Annotated in this window: 14 protein-coding genes; 7 read left to right on the plus strand and 7 right to left on the minus strand. The window is 35.4% G+C overall.

Going from position 1 to position 20,134, the window contains the following annotated elements; translation table 11 throughout:
• The first annotated feature begins 123 nt into the window (after positions 1–123).
• Entirely contained in the window at positions 124–873 is a 750-nt protein-coding gene (locus EG814_RS16555; RefSeq protein WP_125723010.1) for a 4-hydroxy-tetrahydrodipicolinate reductase, read from the plus strand.
• Between the two features lie 338 nt (positions 874–1,211).
• Here EG814_RS16555 and EG814_RS16560 read toward each other — a convergent pair whose 3' ends face one another.
• The gene (locus EG814_RS16560; RefSeq protein ID WP_125723011.1) at positions 1,212–2,489 is read right to left on the minus strand and encodes an acetyl-CoA C-acetyltransferase; all 1,278 of its coding nucleotides are present in this window, start codon (positions 2,487–2,489) and stop codon (positions 1,212–1,214) included.
• 243 nt (positions 2,490–2,732) lie between these two features.
• Here EG814_RS16560 and EG814_RS16565 point away from each other — a divergent pair, with 243 nt between their 5' ends.
• The gene (locus EG814_RS16565) at positions 2,733–5,150 is read left to right on the plus strand and encodes a TonB-dependent receptor (RefSeq protein ID WP_125723012.1); all 2,418 of its coding nucleotides are present in this window, start codon (positions 2,733–2,735) and stop codon (positions 5,148–5,150) included.
• 114 nt (positions 5,151–5,264) lie between these two features.
• Here the strand turns inward: EG814_RS16565 and EG814_RS16570 are convergent, their stop codons facing one another.
• From EG814_RS16570 to EG814_RS16590, 5 genes are all read right to left on the minus strand, one after another.
• The gene (locus EG814_RS16570; protein ID WP_125723013.1) at positions 5,265–6,281 is read right to left on the minus strand and encodes an LLM class flavin-dependent oxidoreductase; all 1,017 of its coding nucleotides are present in this window, start codon (positions 6,279–6,281) and stop codon (positions 5,265–5,267) included.
• 263 nt (positions 6,282–6,544) lie between these two features.
• Complete coding sequence (locus tag EG814_RS16575; protein ID WP_125723014.1) at positions 6,545–6,952, minus strand: DUF1634 domain-containing protein; 408 nt, start codon at positions 6,950–6,952, stop codon at positions 6,545–6,547.
• Positions 6,939–7,775 (minus strand): sulfite exporter TauE/SafE family protein, encoded by an 837-nt coding sequence (locus EG814_RS16580; RefSeq protein ID WP_125723015.1) that lies wholly within the window; start codon positions 7,773–7,775, stop codon positions 6,939–6,941. The genes EG814_RS16575 and EG814_RS16580 overlap by 14 nt, the downstream gene beginning before the upstream one ends.
• 185 nt (positions 7,776–7,960) lie before the next feature.
• Positions 7,961–8,395: a DoxX family membrane protein gene (locus EG814_RS16585; RefSeq protein ID WP_125723016.1), complete on the minus strand. Its 435-nt coding sequence runs from the start codon at positions 8,393–8,395 to the stop codon at positions 7,961–7,963.
• A 7-nt stretch (positions 8,396–8,402) separates the two neighbouring features.
• A complete protein-coding gene (locus EG814_RS16590) occupies positions 8,403–8,960 on the minus strand; it encodes a GNAT family N-acetyltransferase (RefSeq protein ID WP_125723017.1) in 558 nt (185 codons plus the stop codon).
• 709 nt (positions 8,961–9,669) lie between these two features.
• On the opposite strand from EG814_RS16590, the gene EG814_RS16595 reads away from it, so the two are divergent.
• From EG814_RS16595 to EG814_RS21320, 4 genes are all read left to right on the plus strand, one after another.
• Positions 9,670–10,683: a zinc-binding alcohol dehydrogenase family protein gene (locus EG814_RS16595; RefSeq protein ID WP_125723018.1), complete on the plus strand. Its 1,014-nt coding sequence runs from the start codon at positions 9,670–9,672 to the stop codon at positions 10,681–10,683.
• Positions 10,684–10,823: 140 nt separating this feature from the next.
• Positions 10,824–11,210, plus strand: a complete 387-nt coding sequence (locus EG814_RS16600; protein WP_125723019.1) for a DoxX family protein — start codon at positions 10,824–10,826, stop codon at positions 11,208–11,210.
• Between the two features lie 377 nt (positions 11,211–11,587).
• A complete protein-coding gene (locus EG814_RS16605; protein ID WP_125723020.1) occupies positions 11,588–12,196 on the plus strand; it encodes a GNAT family N-acetyltransferase in 609 nt (202 codons plus the stop codon).
• Between the two features lie 255 nt (positions 12,197–12,451).
• A complete protein-coding gene (locus tag EG814_RS21320; RefSeq protein WP_317133051.1) occupies positions 12,452–12,655 on the plus strand; it encodes a PKD domain-containing protein in 204 nt (67 codons plus the stop codon).
• 132 nt (positions 12,656–12,787) lie between these two features.
• Here the strand turns inward: EG814_RS21320 and EG814_RS16615 are convergent, their stop codons facing one another.
• On the minus strand, positions 12,788–16,717 hold the full coding sequence (locus EG814_RS16615; RefSeq protein WP_125723022.1) for a hybrid sensor histidine kinase/response regulator transcription factor: 3,930 nt from the start codon (positions 16,715–16,717) through the stop codon (positions 12,788–12,790).
• 395 nt (positions 16,718–17,112) lie between these two features.
• Here EG814_RS16615 and EG814_RS16620 point away from each other — a divergent pair, with 395 nt between their 5' ends.
• Positions 17,113–20,127: a SusC/RagA family TonB-linked outer membrane protein gene (locus EG814_RS16620; RefSeq protein WP_235830997.1), complete on the plus strand. Its 3,015-nt coding sequence runs from the start codon at positions 17,113–17,115 to the stop codon at positions 20,125–20,127.
• Positions 20,128–20,134 lie beyond the last annotated feature (7 nt).

A 20,134-nucleotide genomic window follows, 5' to 3' on the forward strand; every position in this document is an offset into this window, starting at 1 on the left:
ATTTTTATGAACGGACAGTTCGAATGCTGTGTCAAAAAAATAAATTAGGATTGATATTAACGACTTATATAATATCAATAATTTTCAACCGGGCACGCTTCGCCCATAAAAAAATAGATGCTTATGAAAATAGGATTAATCGGATTCGGAAAGACTGGAAAATCAGTAGCTTCAATATTATTAGAAAATAACAAATTCTGTTTAGAATGGGTTTTAAGACAAAGTACCGTTTTAGAACACAGATCGGTTCCAGAATTTTTTGGAGTGGAGTCAGAAGAACCCGGCTTAATCTATTCAAGTTCAAAAACTTCTATCGAAGAATTGCTAGAAAAGCATCCTGTTGATGTCATTATCGATTTTTCGTCTCATCAAGGAATTTATACCTATGGAGAAGCTGCGGCAAAGAAGCAGGTAAAAATTATTTCTGCGATTTCGCATTATAAAGATAAAGAACTGGCATTTCTTAAAAAACTGGCTCAAAAAACTACTGTGTTTTGGTCGCCTAATATTACTTTGGGTGTAAATTATCTCTTATTTGCAGCCAAATTTTTAAAGAAAATTGCGCCTTGGGTTGATATCGAAGTCAATGAAGAACATTTTAAAACCAAACAAGGAACATCTGGAACAGCAGTAAAAATAGCCGAAGCGCTCGATGTTGATAAAGAAAACATCAATTCGGTTAGGGCAGGAGGAATTGTCGGTAAACATGAAGTCATTTTTGGTTTTCCTTTTCAGACAGTGCGTTTAATACACGAATCTATTTCGAGAGAAGCTTTTGGAAACGGAGTTATTTTTGTTGCCGAAAACATAAAAGAGAAAGAAAAAGGACTTTATAATTTTGAAGATATTTTGTCGCCTTATTTTGTGGTTTAGTTTTTTTGAAGGGGCTAAGGTTTTTGCCACGAAGACGCTAAGACGCTAAGGGTTTTTGATTTGTAAGATTGTAGAAAGTAATAATCTCGCAAAGTCGCAAAGACGCAAAGTTTTTTTAATACAGTTTGCAAATTAGACCTGACAGGTTTTTAAAACCTGTCAGGTTTATTATGGTTGATGATATGCTATGTCGAGTCACTTGTGAGATCCTTCGTTCCTCAGGATGACAAACTTGTCTTAATTAATCTGCTAAATCTCCAAAATCTGCGGGAGAATTAAGCGCATCCTCAAAAAAAAACTCAGCATCTTAGCACCTCAGAACCTTAGTACCTTAAAATTTACTTTTCAATAATCATAGTAACCCCTTGTCCGCCTGCAGCGCAAATCGAAATTAATCCTCTTCCAGAACCTTTTTCGTTGAGCAATTTGGCCATTACGCCAATAATTCTTCCGCCAGTTGCGGCAAAAGGATGTGCGGCGGCTAGACTGCTTCCTTTTACATTTAATTTATTTCTGTCTATGGCGCCTAAAACTTTTTTTAAACCAATTTCAGCACTCAATTCTGGACTTTCCCAAATTTTTAAAGTCGCCAAAGTCTGCGCAGCAAAAGCTTCGTGAATTTCGTAATAATCAAAATCCTGAAGATTTAGTTCCGCTTTCTCTAACATTCTAGAAACCGCAAATAAAGGAGCTAGCAAAAGATTCTGCTGATTTTTAACATATTCTATGGCGGCAATTTCGCCAAAAGTAATGTAAGCCAAAATAGGAAGTCCCTGTTCCTTTGCCCATTCTTCGCTTGCCAGAAGAACACAAGACGCGCCATCGGTCAGCGGAGTAGAGTTTCCAGCAGTTAGAGTTCCGTTTACTTTATCAAAAGCGGGTTTAAGTTTTGCCAGTTTTTCAAGAGAAGAATCGGGTCTTAAGTTGTTATCTTTTTCAAGACCGTTAAAAGGAGTAATCATATCGTTAAAGAAACCTTCATCGTAGGCTTTTGCCATATTCAAATGACTTTTCAAAGCCAATTCATCTTGCTCTTCGCGAGGTATTTTATAATACTTGGCTGTAATTTCGGTATGTCCGCCCATAGAAAGTCCAGTTTGAGATTCTTCATTTCTTGGAACTAATGGCGTAAAATCTTTTGGACGAAGTTTCAAAAACGTTTTAATTTTAGCACCCAACGATTTAGCTTGTCTGGCATCTAATAGAGTCTTTCTCAATTTTTCGCTAACTGCAATTGGCATATCGCTGATAGAATCGACACCTCCAGCGATTCCAGAATCAATTTGTCCTAATGCAATTTTATTGGCAATATAAAGAGCACTTTCAATTCCCGTATCGCAAGCCTGCTGTAAATCGCATGCAGGAGTTGCAGGATCTAAAGTCGTTTTTAGAACGCATTCTCTAATAAGATTCATATCGTACGAATGCTTTATCACGGCACCACCTGCAACTTCACCTAATAATTTTCCTTTTAGATTGTATTTGTCGATAAGCCCATTTAGTGCTGCGGTCATCATTTCTTTGTTGCCTACATTAGAATATGCAGTGTTTGCTCTTGCAAAAGGAATCCTGTTGTAGCCAACAATGGCAACTTTTCTTACGGTATTGGTTTTCATACAAAGTGTTTTTAAATGGATTTTTTTTAGTTTTTTGGAATGATAAAGATAGAAATAGAAATTGGTTTAAAAGTTAATGTAGATTAACATTAGAAAGAATTAACTTAATATTTTACGATTTTGAGTTCAATTCTTTGTTAAAATATTACAAATTGTTAGATTTATTTAGAACGAATAAAAATAATTTGGAAAACCCAAAATTTGAAATTACTTTTGCCGAACAATTATAAAAATCAATCCAAAATGAAAATAATTTTTAATACCAAAGCTTACTTTTTAGTGCTGCTTTTAAGTTCATTGCAAATGATGGCTCAGCAGGATTTTGGAAAAGTAGCTGGAAAAATTTCGTTAAGTGGTAATACTGCCGCTGAGAATATTTCAGTAACACTTAAAGGAACTAAATATTCTGATGTAACAACAGTTTCAGGACAATATGAAATTACAAGAGTAAAACCAGGAACTTATACAATTGTGATTCGTGCTGTAGGTATTGCACCATTAGAAGATAAGGTTGTAGTAACGGCAAAACAAACTACGACAAAGAATTTTTCATTAAACGAAAGTCAGGAAGATCTTCAGGAAGTTGTAATTACAAAAAATAAGTATAAACAAGACAAGCCTTCAATGTCTTTGCGTTTGCAGACTCCAGTACTTGAAATTCCGCAGAATATTCAAATTGTAAGCGGTCAGACTTTAAAAGATCAGCAGATTACAAGTATGAGCGACGGAGTTATTCGTAACGTGAGTGGTGCTGTACGTTTGGAACACTGGGGAGATTTGTATACTAATATTACAATGAGAGGTTCTCAAATTCAGGCTTTTAGAAACGGATTTAACGTAGTTTCTTCTTTCTGGGGACCATTAACAGAAGATATGAGTTTTGTAGACCATATCGAATTTGTAAAAGGACCAGCTGGATTTATGCTTTCAAGCGGTGATCCAAGCGGACTATACAATGTAGTAACTAAAAAACCAACCGGAGTTACAAAAGGAGAAGTTAGTGCTTTGGTAGGAAGTTTTGATTTCTATAGAGTAAGTGTAGATCTTGATGGGAAATTAGATAAAAAAGGAAAATTATTATATAGATTTAACGGAGCAGCTCAAAAGAAAGGTTCACACAGACCATTTGAGCATAATGACCGTTATGTTATTGCACCAGTAATTTCATATCAATTTGATGATAAAACGAAATTAACATTTGAATACAACTTTCAATATGCAAATATGACCGAAATAGGTTCTTACTATGTTTTTGGACCAAAAGCGGGTGGTTATGCAACAATGCCTCGTAATTTCACAATGACAGCGCCAGGTATACCAGACACAAACATACAGGATCACAGCGGTTATTTACAATTTGAGCATAAATTTGATGATAACTGGAAATTGACTGCGCAAACTTCTTATTTCAAATACCTTCAGCAAGGTTATAGTTCTTGGCCAACTGCTGTAGGACCTGCAACAACGGCTAACGGTGATATTGGTAATGGAGACATTATTAGAAATTCTTCTATTTGGGATGCAGACAGTGATATGTTTTTAGGACAGATTTTTGTAAATGGTAAATTTAATACAGGAGCAGTTAGTCATAAACTTTTAGGAGGTATCGATTTGGGTGATAAAGATTATATGGCAGATTGGGGACAATCTCATGATCTTGATACTGCAGCAAATCCTTTTAATATATGGAATCCAAATTATGGAACTCCTTCAAACGGTTTTCCACAATTTGATCGCGATACGCCACTTAGTCAAAGAGCAGGCGGACTTTATGGATCAGAATACGCGTCTGGATATATTCAAGATGAACTTGGTTTCTTTCAAAATAGATTAAGAGTAACTCTTGCTGCAAGATATACATGGATTAGCCAGACTAGCAGTTATGAGGATACACGTGAAGATAGCCACATTTCTCCACGTGGGGGTGTAAGTTTTTCAGTTACAGAAGATTTAGCTCTTTATGGATTGTATGATCAGGCTTTTATACCTCAAACCGGAGTAGTTAGCAGCGGTGAAGTAAAACCACTAACGGGTAATAATCTTGAATTTGGTGTTAAAAAAGATTGGTTTGACGGTTCATGGAACACGACCTTATCTGTTTACAATATTTTAAAGAAAAACGAATTAACATCAGATCCAGCTAGTACACCAGCAAGACCATTAAGTATTGTATTGGGAGAGAAAAGAGCTCGTGGTGTAGAATTTGATTTAAGAGGAAAAATTTTCGACGGACTTAATCTTATTGCTAACTACGCTTTTACAGAGTCTATTGTTAGTGAGGTTGATCCAACAGTTTCTCTTGCAACTGGTATTAAAGTTGGTGATGTCGTTCCTGGATATGCAAAACATACAGCAAATGCTTGGTTAAATTATACTGTTCCAGCGGGTAAACTAAAAGGATTTGGTGCATCTATTGGAGGAACTTTTCTTGACGGACGTCAGACGGATACATGGGGAGAAGGACTTGAGAAATTACCAACTTACTTTAAGTTAGATGGAGGTTTATCTTACGAAATTGGAAAAGTAAAAGTAACAGCAAACGTATTTAATATTTTAGATAAATATTTGTATAGCGGATCTTACTACGAATGGTTACAAGCTTACTACTGGCAATCTGAACCAGGAAGAAACTTTAGAGTTGGTGTAACTTACAAATTCTAGTTTTTTTTAAGGCACAAAGGTTCAAAGGGGCAGAGGTACTAAGTTTTTTAGTCCTTTGCCCCTTTGTAGTTTTTTCCTTTGAACCTTTGTCGCTTTGTCGCTTTGAACCCTTTTTTATTTAATTAACGGAATCAATTTTGTTCCAATCAATTCTATAGCATTCATTAATTGAGAATGTGTCAATCCAGCATTATCCATTTGGAACGTGAATCGGTCAACGCCGCCAAGAGCTTCGCTGTGACGCAGGATTTTTTCTGCTGCGCGTTCTGGGCTTCCAACGATTAAAACGCCTAAATCATCAATTAATCCGTCAAATTTGCCTTTGGTAACAGGAGGCCAGCCTCTTTCGTAGCCTAATTTAGTCCATAATTCGGCATAGCCTGGATAATAATCGGCAACGGCACTTTCGGTTGTTGTTCCGACGTAACCTGGTGAATGCAAGCCAACTTTTAATTCGTCAGGCGAAAAACCTGCTGCTTTTCCAGCTTCACGGTATAAATCGACTAAAGGTTTAAAACGATGTGTTTGTCCGCCAATAACAGCGACCATTAGTGGAAGTCCTAATGAACCTGCTCTAACAAAAGATTCAGGCGTTCCGCCAACTCCAAGCCAAATCGGCATTTTTTCCTGTAAAGCTCTAGGGTAAACAGGCTGATTGTCTAATGCTGGGCGAAATTTCCCTTCCCAAGTTATAAATTCATTGTCACGAATCTGAAGAAGTAATTCTAATTTTTCGCTGAAAAGCGCATCATAATCTCTAAGATTATATCCGAAAAGGGGATACGCTTCTATTGCAGAACCACGTCCCGCCACAATTTCGGCTCTTCCTTTAGAAATCAAATCTAAAGTCGCAAAACTCTGATAAACTCGAACAGGGTCTGCTGCGCTTAAAACCGAAACAGCACTTGCGAGTCGGATATTTTTTGTTCTTGCCGCCGCCGCACTCAAAATAACAGCTGTAGCAGAATCTAAAAACTCTTTTTTATGATGTTCACCAATTCCGAAAACATCGAGACCAGCTTGATCTGCAAATTCAATTCGCTGCAATAACTGCTCCATGGCATCAACACTGCTCAAAGTATTACTATCGCTGTACATTGCCGAAGCAAAACTGTCTATTCCTATTTCCATAAAATTTTCCAATTTATAAATTCCAAATTCCAAATTTTAATCTAAAATCTTTTTTTTTCTAACACATAGAATCATAGAATTATCTATGTGTATGAAGGCGTTTCACTAGTTTTAATGCATCCCGAGGCTTCGGGACTATGTGTGAAAATCTAGATTTTTTTTATTTACTCTTTCAGAAACCTAAATCTATGTTTCTATGTGTTTAAAAATTAAATTCCAAATTCCAAAATCTGCAATCTTAAATCTAAAATCTACAATCTTTATTAATGCGAGAATCCAAATGAAATACTGATAATGATAATCATGATTACAATTAAAGTAATGCCGACATATAAATAATCTTTCTCTAATAAAAACGAGAAAAGCGAAAGTAAAACCCTTAAAACAGGCGTTAAAAACAATAAAATAATTCCCGTAAAAATTAAAGATTCGCCATTTCCTTGAATCGCTCCGTTGTAGATTGCGGCAATAACTTCAAATATATTTCGATCATTTTCTTTGAAGACCGAATAATCTTCAATCTGGTTTCCGTTATGAAGCAAATAAACGATTCCGCCAAGAAAGGCTACTGATAATGAAATCCAAACGCCATAACGAAGTAAGTTTCCGATGATGGTTTGAAAATCTTTTTCCCCAAATTTTTCTTCCTGTACCATATTAGATTTTTCCATTTAGTCCGTTATAAATCATGTTAATTGCCAAAACAAAAATCAGGCAAGCAAAAAATATTCTCAATTTCTTCGGATTTGTTCTCACTAAGATTTTAGCTCCAGCCATTGCTCCGAACAAAACGCCAATAACAACCGGCATACAGATTCCAGGTTCGATATATCCTTTCTGAATATAAATTACAGAACTCGCCATTGCGGTAACCCCCATCATAAAATTGCTGGTTGTGGTAGATACTTTAAAAGGAACTCTCATAATATTATCCATTGCAATTACTTTGAAAGCACCAGAACCAATTCCGAGCAAACCAGACATCATTCCGGCAACGCCCATCATACTAAAACCGCCAATTACATTTTTGGTTCCGTATTTTACAATCTCGCCGTCGTGAGTAGGATAAGTTCCTTCTAATTTCAACTTTTTAGCCAGCGGACTAGATTCTAAAACGATATGTTCTTCTTTTTTTCGAAGCGAATTAATAGCCGAAAAAATTAAAGTCAAACCGAATAAAACGGCAATAAAAGAAGTAGGGGCAATAGTAGAAAGAAGTGCACCGCAAACCGCTCCGATAGTAGTGGCGATTTCGAGAAAAATTCCCATTCGCATATTAGTAATTCCTTCTTTAACATAAGCAGCGGCTGAACCTGAAGAAGTGGCGATAACAGAGACTAAAGCGGCTCCAATGGCATAATGAATATCGACACCAAGAAGAATGGTAAGAAGCGGAATAATAATGATACCGCCTCCTAAGCCTGATAATGAACCAATAAAGCCTGCTAAAAAGGCACCGAGAATCATAATCAGCGTAAAGGTAAGTATTGTCATTTAAGATATGTTTTTGTATTTGCTAATTTACGAATACATATCTGGTTTGAGAAAAATTAAGGGCTTAATAAAAGCTTAAAAATTATTTTAGTGTTCAGTGTTCAGTCTTTTAGTGTTCAGTAAGCTTACATTACTAGAGCCCAAGATAAACTGACCACTAAAAAACTGAACACTGACCACTAAGGCTATATTCTATTATCAACCGCAAAAGAGGTTTTTCCAATGTTAGCAAGCAGTAAAGCAGCTGCAGCGCTTGTCCAAACCGAATAATCTAAAGGTGCTTTTACCGAAACAGAAACCGACATGGCAAAAGCAAAAGCGCACATTAAAAATGTAGTTCCTAAAGCGGCAAGACGTGTTTTGAAACCAAACAGCAATAAAAGACTCAGTAAAACTTCAAAAAAAGTGGCAATTCCGCCTAGAATTTCGGCTGTGGCTTTGTTGGCAAATGGATTTAAAGACTGTGTGTAGATTACAAAATTTTCCCAATTTCCCCAGGCAACGGCGTTAGATCCTGGTGCGCCCCAAACTCCAAATCGGTCTGCTACGGCCGAAAGCATTGTGATTCCTAAAACTATTCTTAAAATTAAACCTGCTTCTAATATTGTGATGTTTTTCATTCTATAATTAATTTTTTATTTGGAGGTGTTCAAGGTTTTTCTTGACCAAAGTTTTCTGTCCAACTACTTCAAAACCAAGTTTTAAATACAGTTTTTTAGCACTCGAATTGTCTTCTTCAACCAGCAAACCTAAAACTTCTTTATTTTTATGAACGTATTTATCAATTAAAAATTGCAATAATTGAGAACCAATTCCTTTTCCTTGATATTTCGGATTTACGCCCAATGAATCGATATAATATTCTCCTTCACGCGTTTCAAATTCAGGATCAAACTCTGGATTATAATGTTTTCGGACGTATTCAATTATTGGATTTCTCAATTTCTCAATTTCTCGTCCATTATAAATGTTTACAGCACCAATAATTTCGTTGTTTTCCTCCGCCACAAAACAGTTTTGATACGAATACTGATTGTCTTCTCTTTCAATAAAGTATTGCAGAAAGTCTTTCGCGGAAGCGTAATCTTCTTTCGCAATAAATTTGTAGATAATATCTTCCATTGCTAACAATAATATACGAGCGATATATTTAGCATCTGTTTTTTCTCCTTTTCTGATATTCATTTTGAAGTCTTTATTAGCAAATTTACTTTAAATATATTTTTCACGCAGATTTAAACAGATAAGAGCAGATTTAATAGAGTTGTTTTATTCTCTCGCAGATTTGGCAGATCAAGCAGATTTTTTCTAATTGATAATCCTTTTTTATCAATCTAATGTGTGGCAAAAAAATATCATTTAAAATCTGCTCTTTAAAAGTTAATCTTCTAATTTTTTTATCTCAAAGCACGCAAGTTTTTTTGCTGAGTGTTAGGTTTTGATAGTAATAAGAACGCAAAATTTTCAATTGCTGTCTATATTTGAGCTTTGTCAAAGTTTTAAACTTTGACAAAGCTATTAATGGTTTTCTCTCATTTTATGTCATCCAGACGAAGGAAGGATCTCCGCAAGAAACCCACAAAGTTTGGTTTTCTAAAAATAATCCTTTTTAATCAATCTAATCTGTGGCAAATAAAAATATCATTTAAAAATCTACTTGATCTGCTAAATCTGCGGGAGACAAAAAAATCTTTGATAAAGTTGCTAATCAACATCTAGCTATGTGTTGAAACTAGTTTCTTATGCACTCTTTTGAATTAAAGAAATCTATGTTTCTATGTGTTTAAAATAAATCTGCCGAATATCTACCAATATACACTTAATATATACCAATCAAGAGCTTTTAACTCCGCTTATATTTGTAGTATAATTTTAATGCAAATATTAAAAAGAAATGAAAGCAATAGGATTTAAAACCTCATTACCCATAGAAAACCCTGAAAGTTTTATCGAGTTTGAAGCCGTAAAACCAATTCCGGGACCACACGATTTATTAGTTAAAATTGATGCGATTTCTGTAAATCCAGTCGATTTTAAAATTCGTCAGAATAGCGCAAAAGATACCGTTTTAGAAACTCCAAAAATTATTGGTTGGGATGCCGTTGGTATCGTGCAGGCTGTCGGACAAGATGTTACTTTGTTTGAAGTAGGCGATCCCGTTTATTATGCGGGAGACATTACCAAACAAGGAAGCAATGCCGAATATCAGATTATCGACGAAAGAATTGTCGGCAGGAAACCAAAATCATTAAGTATTGCAGAATCGGCTGTGATTCCGTTAACCGCTTTAACCGCTTGGGAAATTTTATTTGACAGAATTAGAATTAGCGCCGATAAAGACAAAGGAAAATCGATTCTAATTATTGGCGGTGCTGGCGGAGTAGGTTCGATTGCGATTCAGCTGGCTAAGAAAATCGCGGGCTTAACGGTTATTGCAACCGCATCGCGTCCTGAAACAATTGATTGGTGCAAACAGCAGGGAGCCGATTTTGTAGTAGACCATAAAGAGCTGATTTCTTCTGTTCGCGAAGCTGGTTTTGAGCATGTTGACTTTATTCTGGATTTTGTAGATACCAATGCCTATTGGGATATTATGGTAGAATTGATAAAACCTCAGGGACACATTGCATCAATTACAGGAAGCAGCGATCCTGTTGCCTTAACCAAACTGAAAAGCAAAAGCGTTTCTTTTTCTTGGGAATTAATGTATACGCGTTCGATGTATCAGACGGAAGATATGATCGAACAGCATAATATTCTAAATATTGTAGCCGATTTATTGGATGATGGCATTCTGAAAACGACTTTAAACACAACCTTAAACGGACTTACTGCCGATAACTTAAAAAAAGCCCACGAACTTTTAGAATCTGGAAAAACCATTGGCAAAATTGCCATACAATTTTAGCTCAAAGGCAGTTTGTGATAGGTGTAGAAAGGTTATTTGGAATTGTTTTAAATAATATTGTTGTTAGATAATAAAATTTTGTATTTTAGTCCGCTTACAAGCCGAATTTGTATTTAAATTTTAACCTAAACATATTATTTATGATTTCAAAAAACACAGACCTTGGATTATTGCTTTTGCGCATTAGTACTGGTGGATTAATGCTTTTTCACGGTGTTTCTAAACTGATTCACGGAATTTCGTTCTTAGTAGAAAACATGGGCGCATTTGGTTATGCGGTTTACATTGGAGAAGTTCTAGCTCCGATTGCTATTTTAATAGGATTTAGAACTAGAATTGCGGCGGTTCTTTTGGCAATTACTTGCGTAGTAGCAGTAGCAACGGCACACTCTCAAGAGATTTTCTCTATTAGCGATCACGGTGGTTATGCTCTAGAATTATTAGCACTGTACTTTTTTGGCGCTCTTGCTTTGTTTTTTACCGGAGCGGGTAAATATGCCGTTTCTAAAAACAATAAATGGGACTAATTTACGGTCAATGATATAAATATATAAAGCTCTAAATTTCGATTTAGAGCTTTTTATTTTTCATTCCTTCCATTTTGATAGACGCTCTTATCATTTTGATAAGCTTTTATAAATCAATTATAATCTGATTTTTTTATTTGTCTTATAATGAGTTGTTTATAAATAGTTCAAATGCTCTGGCATGCGTTTTGTTTTTTGCAGTTACATAAAAATACAAGCAATATGAAAACGAATAACAGAAGAAGTAAAGAAATTACAAAAAACTATTTGTCAAACAAATCTAGACGAAATAAAGATCGATTTGTCAATTTAATGGTATTTACAACCGTTTTTTTTATCACTATCATGATAATTGCTAAAATAATTTAGCTTCTACTATGAAAACCGCTCAGCTTAGAACGGAAACAGCTGTTTTCCCTTCTGATGAAAAGAGTACAGAAATTCCTGATTTTATTATTGAAGAAACTAACGTTGAACATATTTTTTATATAAATGAAATCTGTAAAGAAACACTATGGTCTGCAACAGCCCGCGGAACAGGAATTTCTGGACGTCCGCCTGAACTTTTGGCAAAAAAGATGAAAGAAGGTGAAGCCGTAATTGCTTTTGCACCAGACGGCAAATGGGCAGGTTTTGCTTTTATTTCGTCATGGGAAAACGGCCGTTATGTTTCGAATTCAGGGTTAATTGTTGCGCCTGAGTTTCGACATACAGGTTTGGCTAAAAAAATCAAAAGAAAGATTTTTGAACTTAGCCGTAAAAAATATCCGAATGCATTGATATTTAGCTTAACGACTGGTCTTGCCGTTATGAAAATGAATCACGAACTCGGTTTTGAGCCCGTTACGTATTCTGAATTGCCAAGCGATGATCAATTTTGGGAAAACTGCAAAAGCTGTATCAATTGTCCAATTTTATTAAGTAAGGAAAGGAAAAACTGCTTGTGCACTGCGATGCTTTACAATCCGAAAGGTAATATTAGGTAATTAATCAATGTGTCAATTAGAAATAAATCAATTATTTTCTTTTACTGTTTTGTTGGATTGATTTTTTTGAAGTACTTTTAAGATTATAAAAAATTCTTCATTATGAAAAAGATCGGAATGTTTATAATATTTATGATCGCATTGTTCATAAATTACTCTTGCAGCAAGCACGATGATGAGGCAATTATAGATTGCTTTGCGGAATCAATTTATATTAAATTGCATAATTCTACTGACGCTGCTAATCCAAAATTAATGAACTATTCAGTTGAATATTCTGGAACAGGAACGTTGACTTCAGTAAAATGGAATTTTGGAGATGGAACTACTGGAACAGGAGCTACGGTTACACATACTTATACTGCCGCAGGGGAGTACATAGCTACAGCTGAAGTAACGGTTAAAGTAGATGGATCTGAATGTACCTCCATTCCAAAAAGAACTGTCACGGTGAATTAATTATTAACTTCAAAACAAATTTTGATTTATGGAATTTTAGTAAGGACTATTTTCCTGTTATGTCATTTCATATCTTATGATTGGGTTTAAGTTTGAAAATTATTCTCATTATCTAATTGACACATTGTCTCATTATCTATTCGCATTGATGTAGTCCGTCGGTGACATATTGAAGTGTTTTTGGAAATTTCGTCCAAAACTCGTTTGCGATTTGTAGCCGACCATTTCTGCGATTTCGTACATTTTATAGTTTTCGTTCAATAATAATTCTGCGGCACGTTTAAGGCGCACGATATTGATTAATTCGTTCGGACTTAAATTCGTAATGTCCTTGATTTTTCTGTACAAAGTCGAACGGCTCATATTCATGATTTCGGCGAGCGATTCTACACTTAAATCCTGATCGGTAATGTTTTTAAGGATTTCATCGTCGAGTTTTTTCAGGAACTTTTCGTCTGTTTTGTTGTGCGCAATGCTTTTAATGTGCGAAAGCGGAGAACTCGCATAATAATTCATAATCTGTCTTCGGTTTTCGATCAGATTATTGGCTTGCACTTTCAGATAATCCATTGAGAAAGGTTTTGCGACATAAGCATCGGCGCCTACTTCAAGTCCGTCGATTTGTGATTTTAGAGAGTTTTTAGCCGTCAATAAAATTACAGGAATATGACTCGTTTCTAGATTCGTTTTGATTTTTTTGCACATCTCGATTCCGTCCATAATTGGCATGGTAACATCTGAAATCACAAGCTGAATGTTTTCATTGTGAATAATTTTCAGCGCTTCTTCACCGTTTTCTGCTTTTAAAATAGCATACGTTCCCGCCAATTCTGTTGTAATAAACTGCAAAAGATCTTCATTGTCTTCGACTACCAAAATCTGAGCTTTTTCGTTTTTAATTTCAATGGGTTCTTTTGGCTTTTGGCTCTCAGTTTGTTCTTTTTCAGCATCATTATAAAGCATAAATTCTTCTTCTTGATGCAAAGGCAAGATTAATTCGAAAATATTAAAATTCGGATCTTCGACTAAATCCAAACTCCCGTTATGCAATTGTGCGAGAGAATGCGCCAACGAAAGGCCGATTCCTGTTCCAGAAGCTGTACTGCTGTTATCAACTCTAAAAAACGGTTCGAAAATCTTGTCTTTTAAATGAATCGGAATCACATTTCCGTCATTTTTTACGATTAAAGTCAGTTTCTTTTCGTCTCTAAATAAAGAAATGGATACTTTTTTGTTCGAATATTTGATTGCATTATTAATCAAATTGCTCAAAATCTTCTTGAAAGCTTCTTTGTCCACAAAAGCGTGAATATCTTTTTCGCCTAATTCCAAATCAAATTCCAATTCGCGTTCTTCAATTAACTGGCTGAATCTCAAATGGAAATTTCGAACCATCGAAGAAATATTCGCTTCGACGAAAGTCAATTTCAAACCGCCAATTTCCGATTTTCTAAAATCCAGCAGTTCGTTTACCAATTTCAACAATCGGGAGGTATTTTTCTTCATGATCGAAAGATGCTGCGGGACTTCTTCCGATTCGTATTTCATGCCTAAAAGTTTTTCCAAAGGGCCTTTAATCAAAGTCAGAGGCGTTCTAATTTCGTGCGCGACATTCGTAAAAAAGTCAATTTTTGCCTGATAGATTTCTTTTTCTTTTTCGTCATTCAAATGCTTGATTTTACGGTTATTCTTAATCTGAGTCAGATTTTGAGAATAACGGATGATGTAATAAAAACCAGCGCAAATCAATATAAAATAGAGCAGATAAGCATAAGTGCTCGCATACCATGGCGGAAGAATTCTGATTTTCAGTTTTACTTCTTTACTCCAAACACCAAAACTATTTAGCGATTTTACTTTAAAAACATAATCGCCTGGCGCCAGTTCGGTAAAGAAAACTTTGTTGTTTCGTCCCAAATACGCCCAATCATTATTCACGTTTTCCAACTGAAACCAATATTCCGTCAATTCTGGTGCGGTATAATTTAAAGAGGCAAATTCGAGATTAAAAGACGATTGGCTGTTGTTCAATTCCAATTCGTCCAAAAAAGAAATAGATTGCTCAATAGGCGAGTCGGGGCTGTTTACCTCAATATCGTTGTTGTTAATCTGAAGATTGGTGATGTAAATAAAAGGTGTGTATTTGTTTTTACTGAAATGTTTGGGATTAAAACTGATCATTCCGTTTAGATTTCCAAAATACATATCTCCGTTTGCATCTTTAAAAGCCGAATTGTAGTTGAACTGATCGCTCAATAATCCGTTTGCGGTGGTAAAAATTTTGATGGATTTATGATCAGGACCAAATTTGACCAAACCTTTAGATGTCGTTAGCCACAGATTTTTAGCATCGTCTTCTAAAATAGAATAGAAAACATTGCTAGGCATTCCGTTTTTGGTGGTGAATTTGGTAAAAGTATGGTTTTGCCTGTTTACGAGATTCAAGCCGTTTTCTGTTGCAATCCATAAGTTTTTTGACGAATCTTCAAAAATGGCATTAATCGTATTGTTGCTAATGCCTTTCGGATTTTTATAATCATACGTAAAAACCTCTTTTTTCTTCGTTTTCGGATTATAAAACAACAAACCATCGCGGTAACTTCCCGCCCAGAGATTGCCATCGTTGTCTTCTTTCATATTCGTATAATGATACGTTTCTGGAAAGAATTTCAGTATTTCAAAATTATCGGCTTGTTCATTGTATCGATACAATCCAGAAGTTGTCACTACAATTAGGTCGTTATTTTTCATTTCATAAAAAGAAAAAATAAAGTTGCTGTGCAGTCCGCTTCTGCCGTCATTGGCGCTGTAATGTTTGAGAACCGCACCCGAATTTCGGTCTAAAACATCCAAACCATGCTCAAAAGTTCCGACCCAGATTTTGTCTTTTCTGGGCATTAAAGCGTGAATATTATAATAAGAGACATTATAAGAAGTGAATTTTTGCGTTTTCGGATTAAAACGATTCACGCCCGCATCTTCAGTTCCAATCCATAAATCGCCGTGATCGTCTTTATGAATTTCTCGAACTGCGCTTCCGCTAATAGAGTTTTGATTGTTCTTCGGGAAATACTTTTTAAACTGTGTGTATTGTTTCTGATGATAATTGACACCGCCAAAATAAGTTCCAATCCAGATTCCGTTTTCCTTGTCAATCGTAATGGAGTAGGCAGCATTGTCTGAAATTGCATACGGATCGTTATAGTTCTTTTTAAGATTTATAGCCGATTTAGTTTTCAAATTGTACACATAAACGCCAGATTCGCTCGCAATCCAAAGTTCGTCGTTTCCTTTTTTTCTAAACTGGCGCACAAAAACAGGGTCTTTAATTCCGAATTGCAGCTCGGTTGTAGTCTTATTTTTTCTATTATATAGGAGTACGCCGTGATCTTGCGTTCCGATTACGATATTTTCCTGATCGACGGCATAAATAACCGTAATTCTAAAATTGGCTTTATTAGCAGGCGGATTCAACGGAATGTTTTCAAAAGAAAAATTTTCTCCAGAATAATGATAGATTTTATTTAACGAAGAAGCCCAGATTTCTCCCTTATAATCTTTCGTAATCGAGGTTGTAATAAAATATTTGTTGGGATTAAAAGTCGTTGTTTCTTTCTTTTTTGGTGCATACTTATACAAAATGTTGCCAGAAACAAACCAAATGTTGTCTTTTTGATCGTGATTGATGTCATTAATACGATCATTTATAGCTTCGTTCAAAATCGTAAAACGATCCAGTTTTTTGTCATAATGGTACAAACCTTTATCGGTTCCGACCCAAATGGTGCCGTTATGTTCGTGCAGCGATTGTATATAATTGCTTCCTAAACTATGAATCGGATCTCCGTTATTTCTGTACGTTTTAAAACGATAGCCATCAAAACGGTTCAATCCGTCTTTGGTTCCAAACCACATAAAACCGTCGTTGTCCTGTATTGAGGTTAAAACGGTGTTGTTGGAAAGTCCTTCTTCAACTTGATAATGTTTAAAATAATAGTCTTGCGCATTCGAAAATTGTATCGAAAAGATGCTGGCACATAAAAAAAGAAAGAATTTACGCATAGTTGTGTTTTTTAGGCTAAAATCTAATTTTCTGCAAATCGTCTCAATATTCTACAAAATGTTGCAGCTGAATGAAATTGGGCTGTTTTTAATACAATTTGAATCATTTGAAAGAGATATTGACACAAATGAAGCATTTTATTTTGAATAAAAAGCGTCTACTTTGAATTTTCAAATAAGAGATATTGATAAAATTTTAAGGGTAAAAATATACTATCAATAAAATAAAGTTTGAAAAATCAAACCATTAATAATTTTGAAACAAAATGAACAATTTATTACAAACAAAGGATATTAGTTCTTTTTTTGTTCGCGTTCCGGACGATTAAATAATTCAATATTTCATTTAAACCAAACCACAAAAAGAAATAAAACTATCTAAAATGCAAAAATCAATGAAAACAAAGTTCACTCACTTTTTAACGAAGAGATATTACCTCTTGGTTTTCTTTAGTTTATTACTGCAGTCCGCTTTTGCCCAGCAAATAACCGTTACGGGAAAAGTGACTACCGCAGATGGACAGGCAGTTCCTTTTGCGAATGTTTTAATAAAAGGAACCCAGAATGGCGCTGTTACCGATTTTGACGGGAGCTTTAAAATTGCAGCCAGCGGGAGCCAGACCTTAGTTTTTAGTTCGCAAGGCTATAAAACAGTAGAAGTTGCCATTAACAACAAAACTTCTATAGATGTTACCATGGCAGAAGACGCTATGAAACTAGAAGAAATAGTTGTTGTAGGTTACGGATCGCAACAGAAAAAAGATCTTACAGGAGCTGTTGCTTTAGTTAAGCCTGACGAAATTCAGAAAAGACAAGTAACCACAGTAGCAGACGGACTTCAAGGTTTAGTGACGGGAGTTAAAGTTCGCGGAGGCGGACGCCCAGGACAAGAGGCTAATGTTGAAATTCGTGGTCTTAAAAATCTTCAGAATACAAATCCATTATACGTAATAGACGGTTTAGTGACTTCTGCAAACCGAGATTTTAACCCGAATGATATTGAATCGATTCAGGTTTTAAAAGATGCTTCGGCAGCAGCAATCTATGGTTCTAGAGCAGCAAATGGTGTCATTATCATTACAACTAAAAAAGGTAAAAAAGGGCCGCTGCAAGTTGAAGTTTCTGCAAAAACCAGTTTTACCGTTATGCCTCGCTATGATTTGATGGGAACTGAAGAGTTTGCCAAATACAACAATATGGCGTACGATAATGCTGGATTTACAAGACAAAACTTGAATATGGCTGTAGATACAGACTGGCAGGATGCGGTTTTTAGAACAGGAATGATTCAGGATTATAATGCTAGTTTTTCTGGAGGAAGTGAGAATTCAAGTTTCTTTATGTCTGGAAATTATTTTGGAAATGAAGGAACTGTGATCGGAACTGATTTTGACAGAATTTCATTCCGTGTAAATTCTAGCGGTACAAAAGGAATTTTCAGTATTGGGGAAAACTTAGCAATCAGTAATTCGAAAACAGATGAAATGTCTGGAAATCCAATTATTGATGTGTACAGAATGACTCCGACAATTCCGCTTTACGATCCTTCTAATCCAGGTGGATACGGGTACGGAAAACAAGGAGTTGCGGATACTTTTGGTACAAATCCTTTGGCGCTAGCAGATTTTTCTAATGTAAATAATGAAAACTTTAGAATTAGAGGAAATATCTGGTCAGAATTAAAATTTGTGCCTTGGCTGAAATACCGATTTAATTTTGGATACGAAACTAGTTTTGATTCTTATAAATTCATGAGAAAAAGAGGAAGCTGGACTTTAAATCAGCCAGAAGATCCTTCTCAGACGGATCAAAACAAAGGAAGGTCAGAAACGATGTTGTTTGAAAACACGTTGACTTTCAAAAAAGAATTTGGTAAACATGATATTACTGTTTTAGTAGGTCAGACGTACCAAGAAGACAATTATAACCAAATTTACGGAACCAAAAGAAATCTTCCGATGAATTCTGGAACTGGTCAATACTATGAAGTTTTAAATCAAGGAGATTCACCAGTTGTAGGAGGTTTTATCAACGAAGCGGCTTTAACTTCTTATTTAGGAAGATTAGAATATAATTATGATAATCGCTATTTGTTTAATGCTGTAATCAGACGCGACGGCTCTTCAAGATTTAGCGACGGCAATAAATGGGGGAATTTCCCTTCTCTTTCTGCAGGATGGAGAATAAGCAACGAATCTTTCTTTAAATCAGAATTTATTAAAGATTTAAAAATAAGAGCTAGTTATGGAGAATTAGGTTCTGGAAATATTAGAGAATATGAGTCTAAAAGCTTCATTAATAATTTCGGACAGATTGTTTTAGGAAAAGACCAAACGTTATATCCTTCTGCAGCTCAGGTAAAACTTTCAAATTCGCAATTGCGTTGGGAAAAACTAAAACAAACCAATATCGGATTAGATTTAGGGGTTTTAAATAATGATTTACGTTTGACAGCAGATTATTTTATTGCTCGTACAGAAGATGTATTATTTGGTTTCCCAATTTTATTGACTACTGGAAATGACGGAGGAAACCCGATTTCGAATGCTGCAACGGTAGAAAATAAAGGTTTTGAATTGGAATTGGCTTACAGCAAAAAAATCAACGAATTTTCTTTTAATGCTTCTGTAAACTTCACAAAGGTAAACAACAAACTGGTTTCTTTAGGTAACGGACAAAACGAAAACATTATTGGAAACACCATGACTCGCAGCGGAAGTCCAGTAGGAATGTGGTATGTACTGCAAACAGATGGATTGTTCCAAAATCAGCAGGAAATTAATGACTACAAAAACGCTGAAGGAAAAGTGATTATGCCAAACGCTGTTCCTGGAGATATTCGATTTAAAGACAATAACGGAGACGGACAAATTACCAACGAAGACAAAGCAATTGTGGGAAGTCCGTGGCCAGAATTTGAAATGGGTTTAAACGCGGGAGCTGAATATAAAGGTTTTGATTTCTCTATGAACTGGATTGCAGCAAACGGCGCTACAGTTTACAACGGATTTAGAAGTGTTGTAGATCGTTTTGATGATAATAGTAATTATAGAAAAGGTATTCAGCCTTGGACGCCAGAGAATCCAAATACTGATTTTCCTAGAATTACGAAAGGTTCTACTTTAAATTCAAGAGGAGATAGCGACCGTTTCTTAGAAAGTGGCAATTTCATCAGACTAAAATACATTGGTTTTGGATATAACTTGCCAAGCAGTGTTTTAGAAAAATCAGGAATTACAAGAGCAAGATTAACCTTGTCTGCACAAAATGTTATTACGATTACTAAATACAAAGGTTTAGATCCTGAGTTTAGCAACACGGGTGATAACAGAATTTTTGAAAGAGGTGTTGATAATGGTTCTTTCCCGAATCTTAAGACGTATTCTTTTGGTGTAGAATTTAGCTTTTAATTAAAAA

This window comes from Flavobacterium ustbae (assembly GCF_003946915.1).
GTDB classification, from domain to species: Bacteria; Bacteroidota; Bacteroidia; order Flavobacteriales; family Flavobacteriaceae; genus Flavobacterium; species Flavobacterium ustbae.

Bases quoted from the DNA above. Each gene is read 5' to 3' on its own strand.
- EG814_RS16595 (WP_125723018.1), top strand. From the start codon at position 9,670: ATGAAAGCAATAGGATTTAAAACCTCATTACCCATAGAAAACCCTGAA.
- EG814_RS16570 (WP_125723013.1), bottom strand. From the start codon at position 6,281: ATGGAAATAGGAATAGACAGTTTTGCTTCGGCAATGTACAGCGATAGT.
- EG814_RS16600 (WP_125723019.1), top strand. From the start codon at position 10,824: ATGATTTCAAAAAACACAGACCTTGGATTATTGCTTTTGCGCATTAGT.
- EG814_RS16615 (WP_125723022.1), bottom strand. From the start codon at position 16,717: ATGCGTAAATTCTTTCTTTTTTTATGTGCCAGCATCTTTTCGATACAA.
- EG814_RS16575 (WP_125723014.1), bottom strand. From the start codon at position 6,952: ATGGAAAAATCTAATATGGTACAGGAAGAAAAATTTGGGGAAAAAGAT.
- EG814_RS16585 (WP_125723016.1), bottom strand. From the start codon at position 8,395: ATGAAAAACATCACAATATTAGAAGCAGGTTTAATTTTAAGAATAGTT.
- EG814_RS16565 (WP_125723012.1), top strand. From the start codon at position 2,733: ATGAAAATAATTTTTAATACCAAAGCTTACTTTTTAGTGCTGCTTTTA.
- EG814_RS21320 (WP_317133051.1), top strand. From the start codon at position 12,452: ATGAACTATTCAGTTGAATATTCTGGAACAGGAACGTTGACTTCAGTA.
- EG814_RS16590 (WP_125723017.1), bottom strand. From the start codon at position 8,960: ATGAATATCAGAAAAGGAGAAAAAACAGATGCTAAATATATCGCTCGT.
- EG814_RS16620 (WP_235830997.1), top strand. From the start codon at position 17,113: ATGAAAACAAAGTTCACTCACTTTTTAACGAAGAGATATTACCTCTTG.
- EG814_RS16580 (WP_125723015.1), bottom strand. From the start codon at position 7,775: ATGACAATACTTACCTTTACGCTGATTATGATTCTCGGTGCCTTTTTA.
- EG814_RS16605 (WP_125723020.1), top strand. From the start codon at position 11,588: ATGAAAACCGCTCAGCTTAGAACGGAAACAGCTGTTTTCCCTTCTGAT.
- EG814_RS16560 (WP_125723011.1), bottom strand. From the start codon at position 2,489: ATGAAAACCAATACCGTAAGAAAAGTTGCCATTGTTGGCTACAACAGG.
- EG814_RS16555 (WP_125723010.1), top strand. From the start codon at position 124: ATGAAAATAGGATTAATCGGATTCGGAAAGACTGGAAAATCAGTAGCT.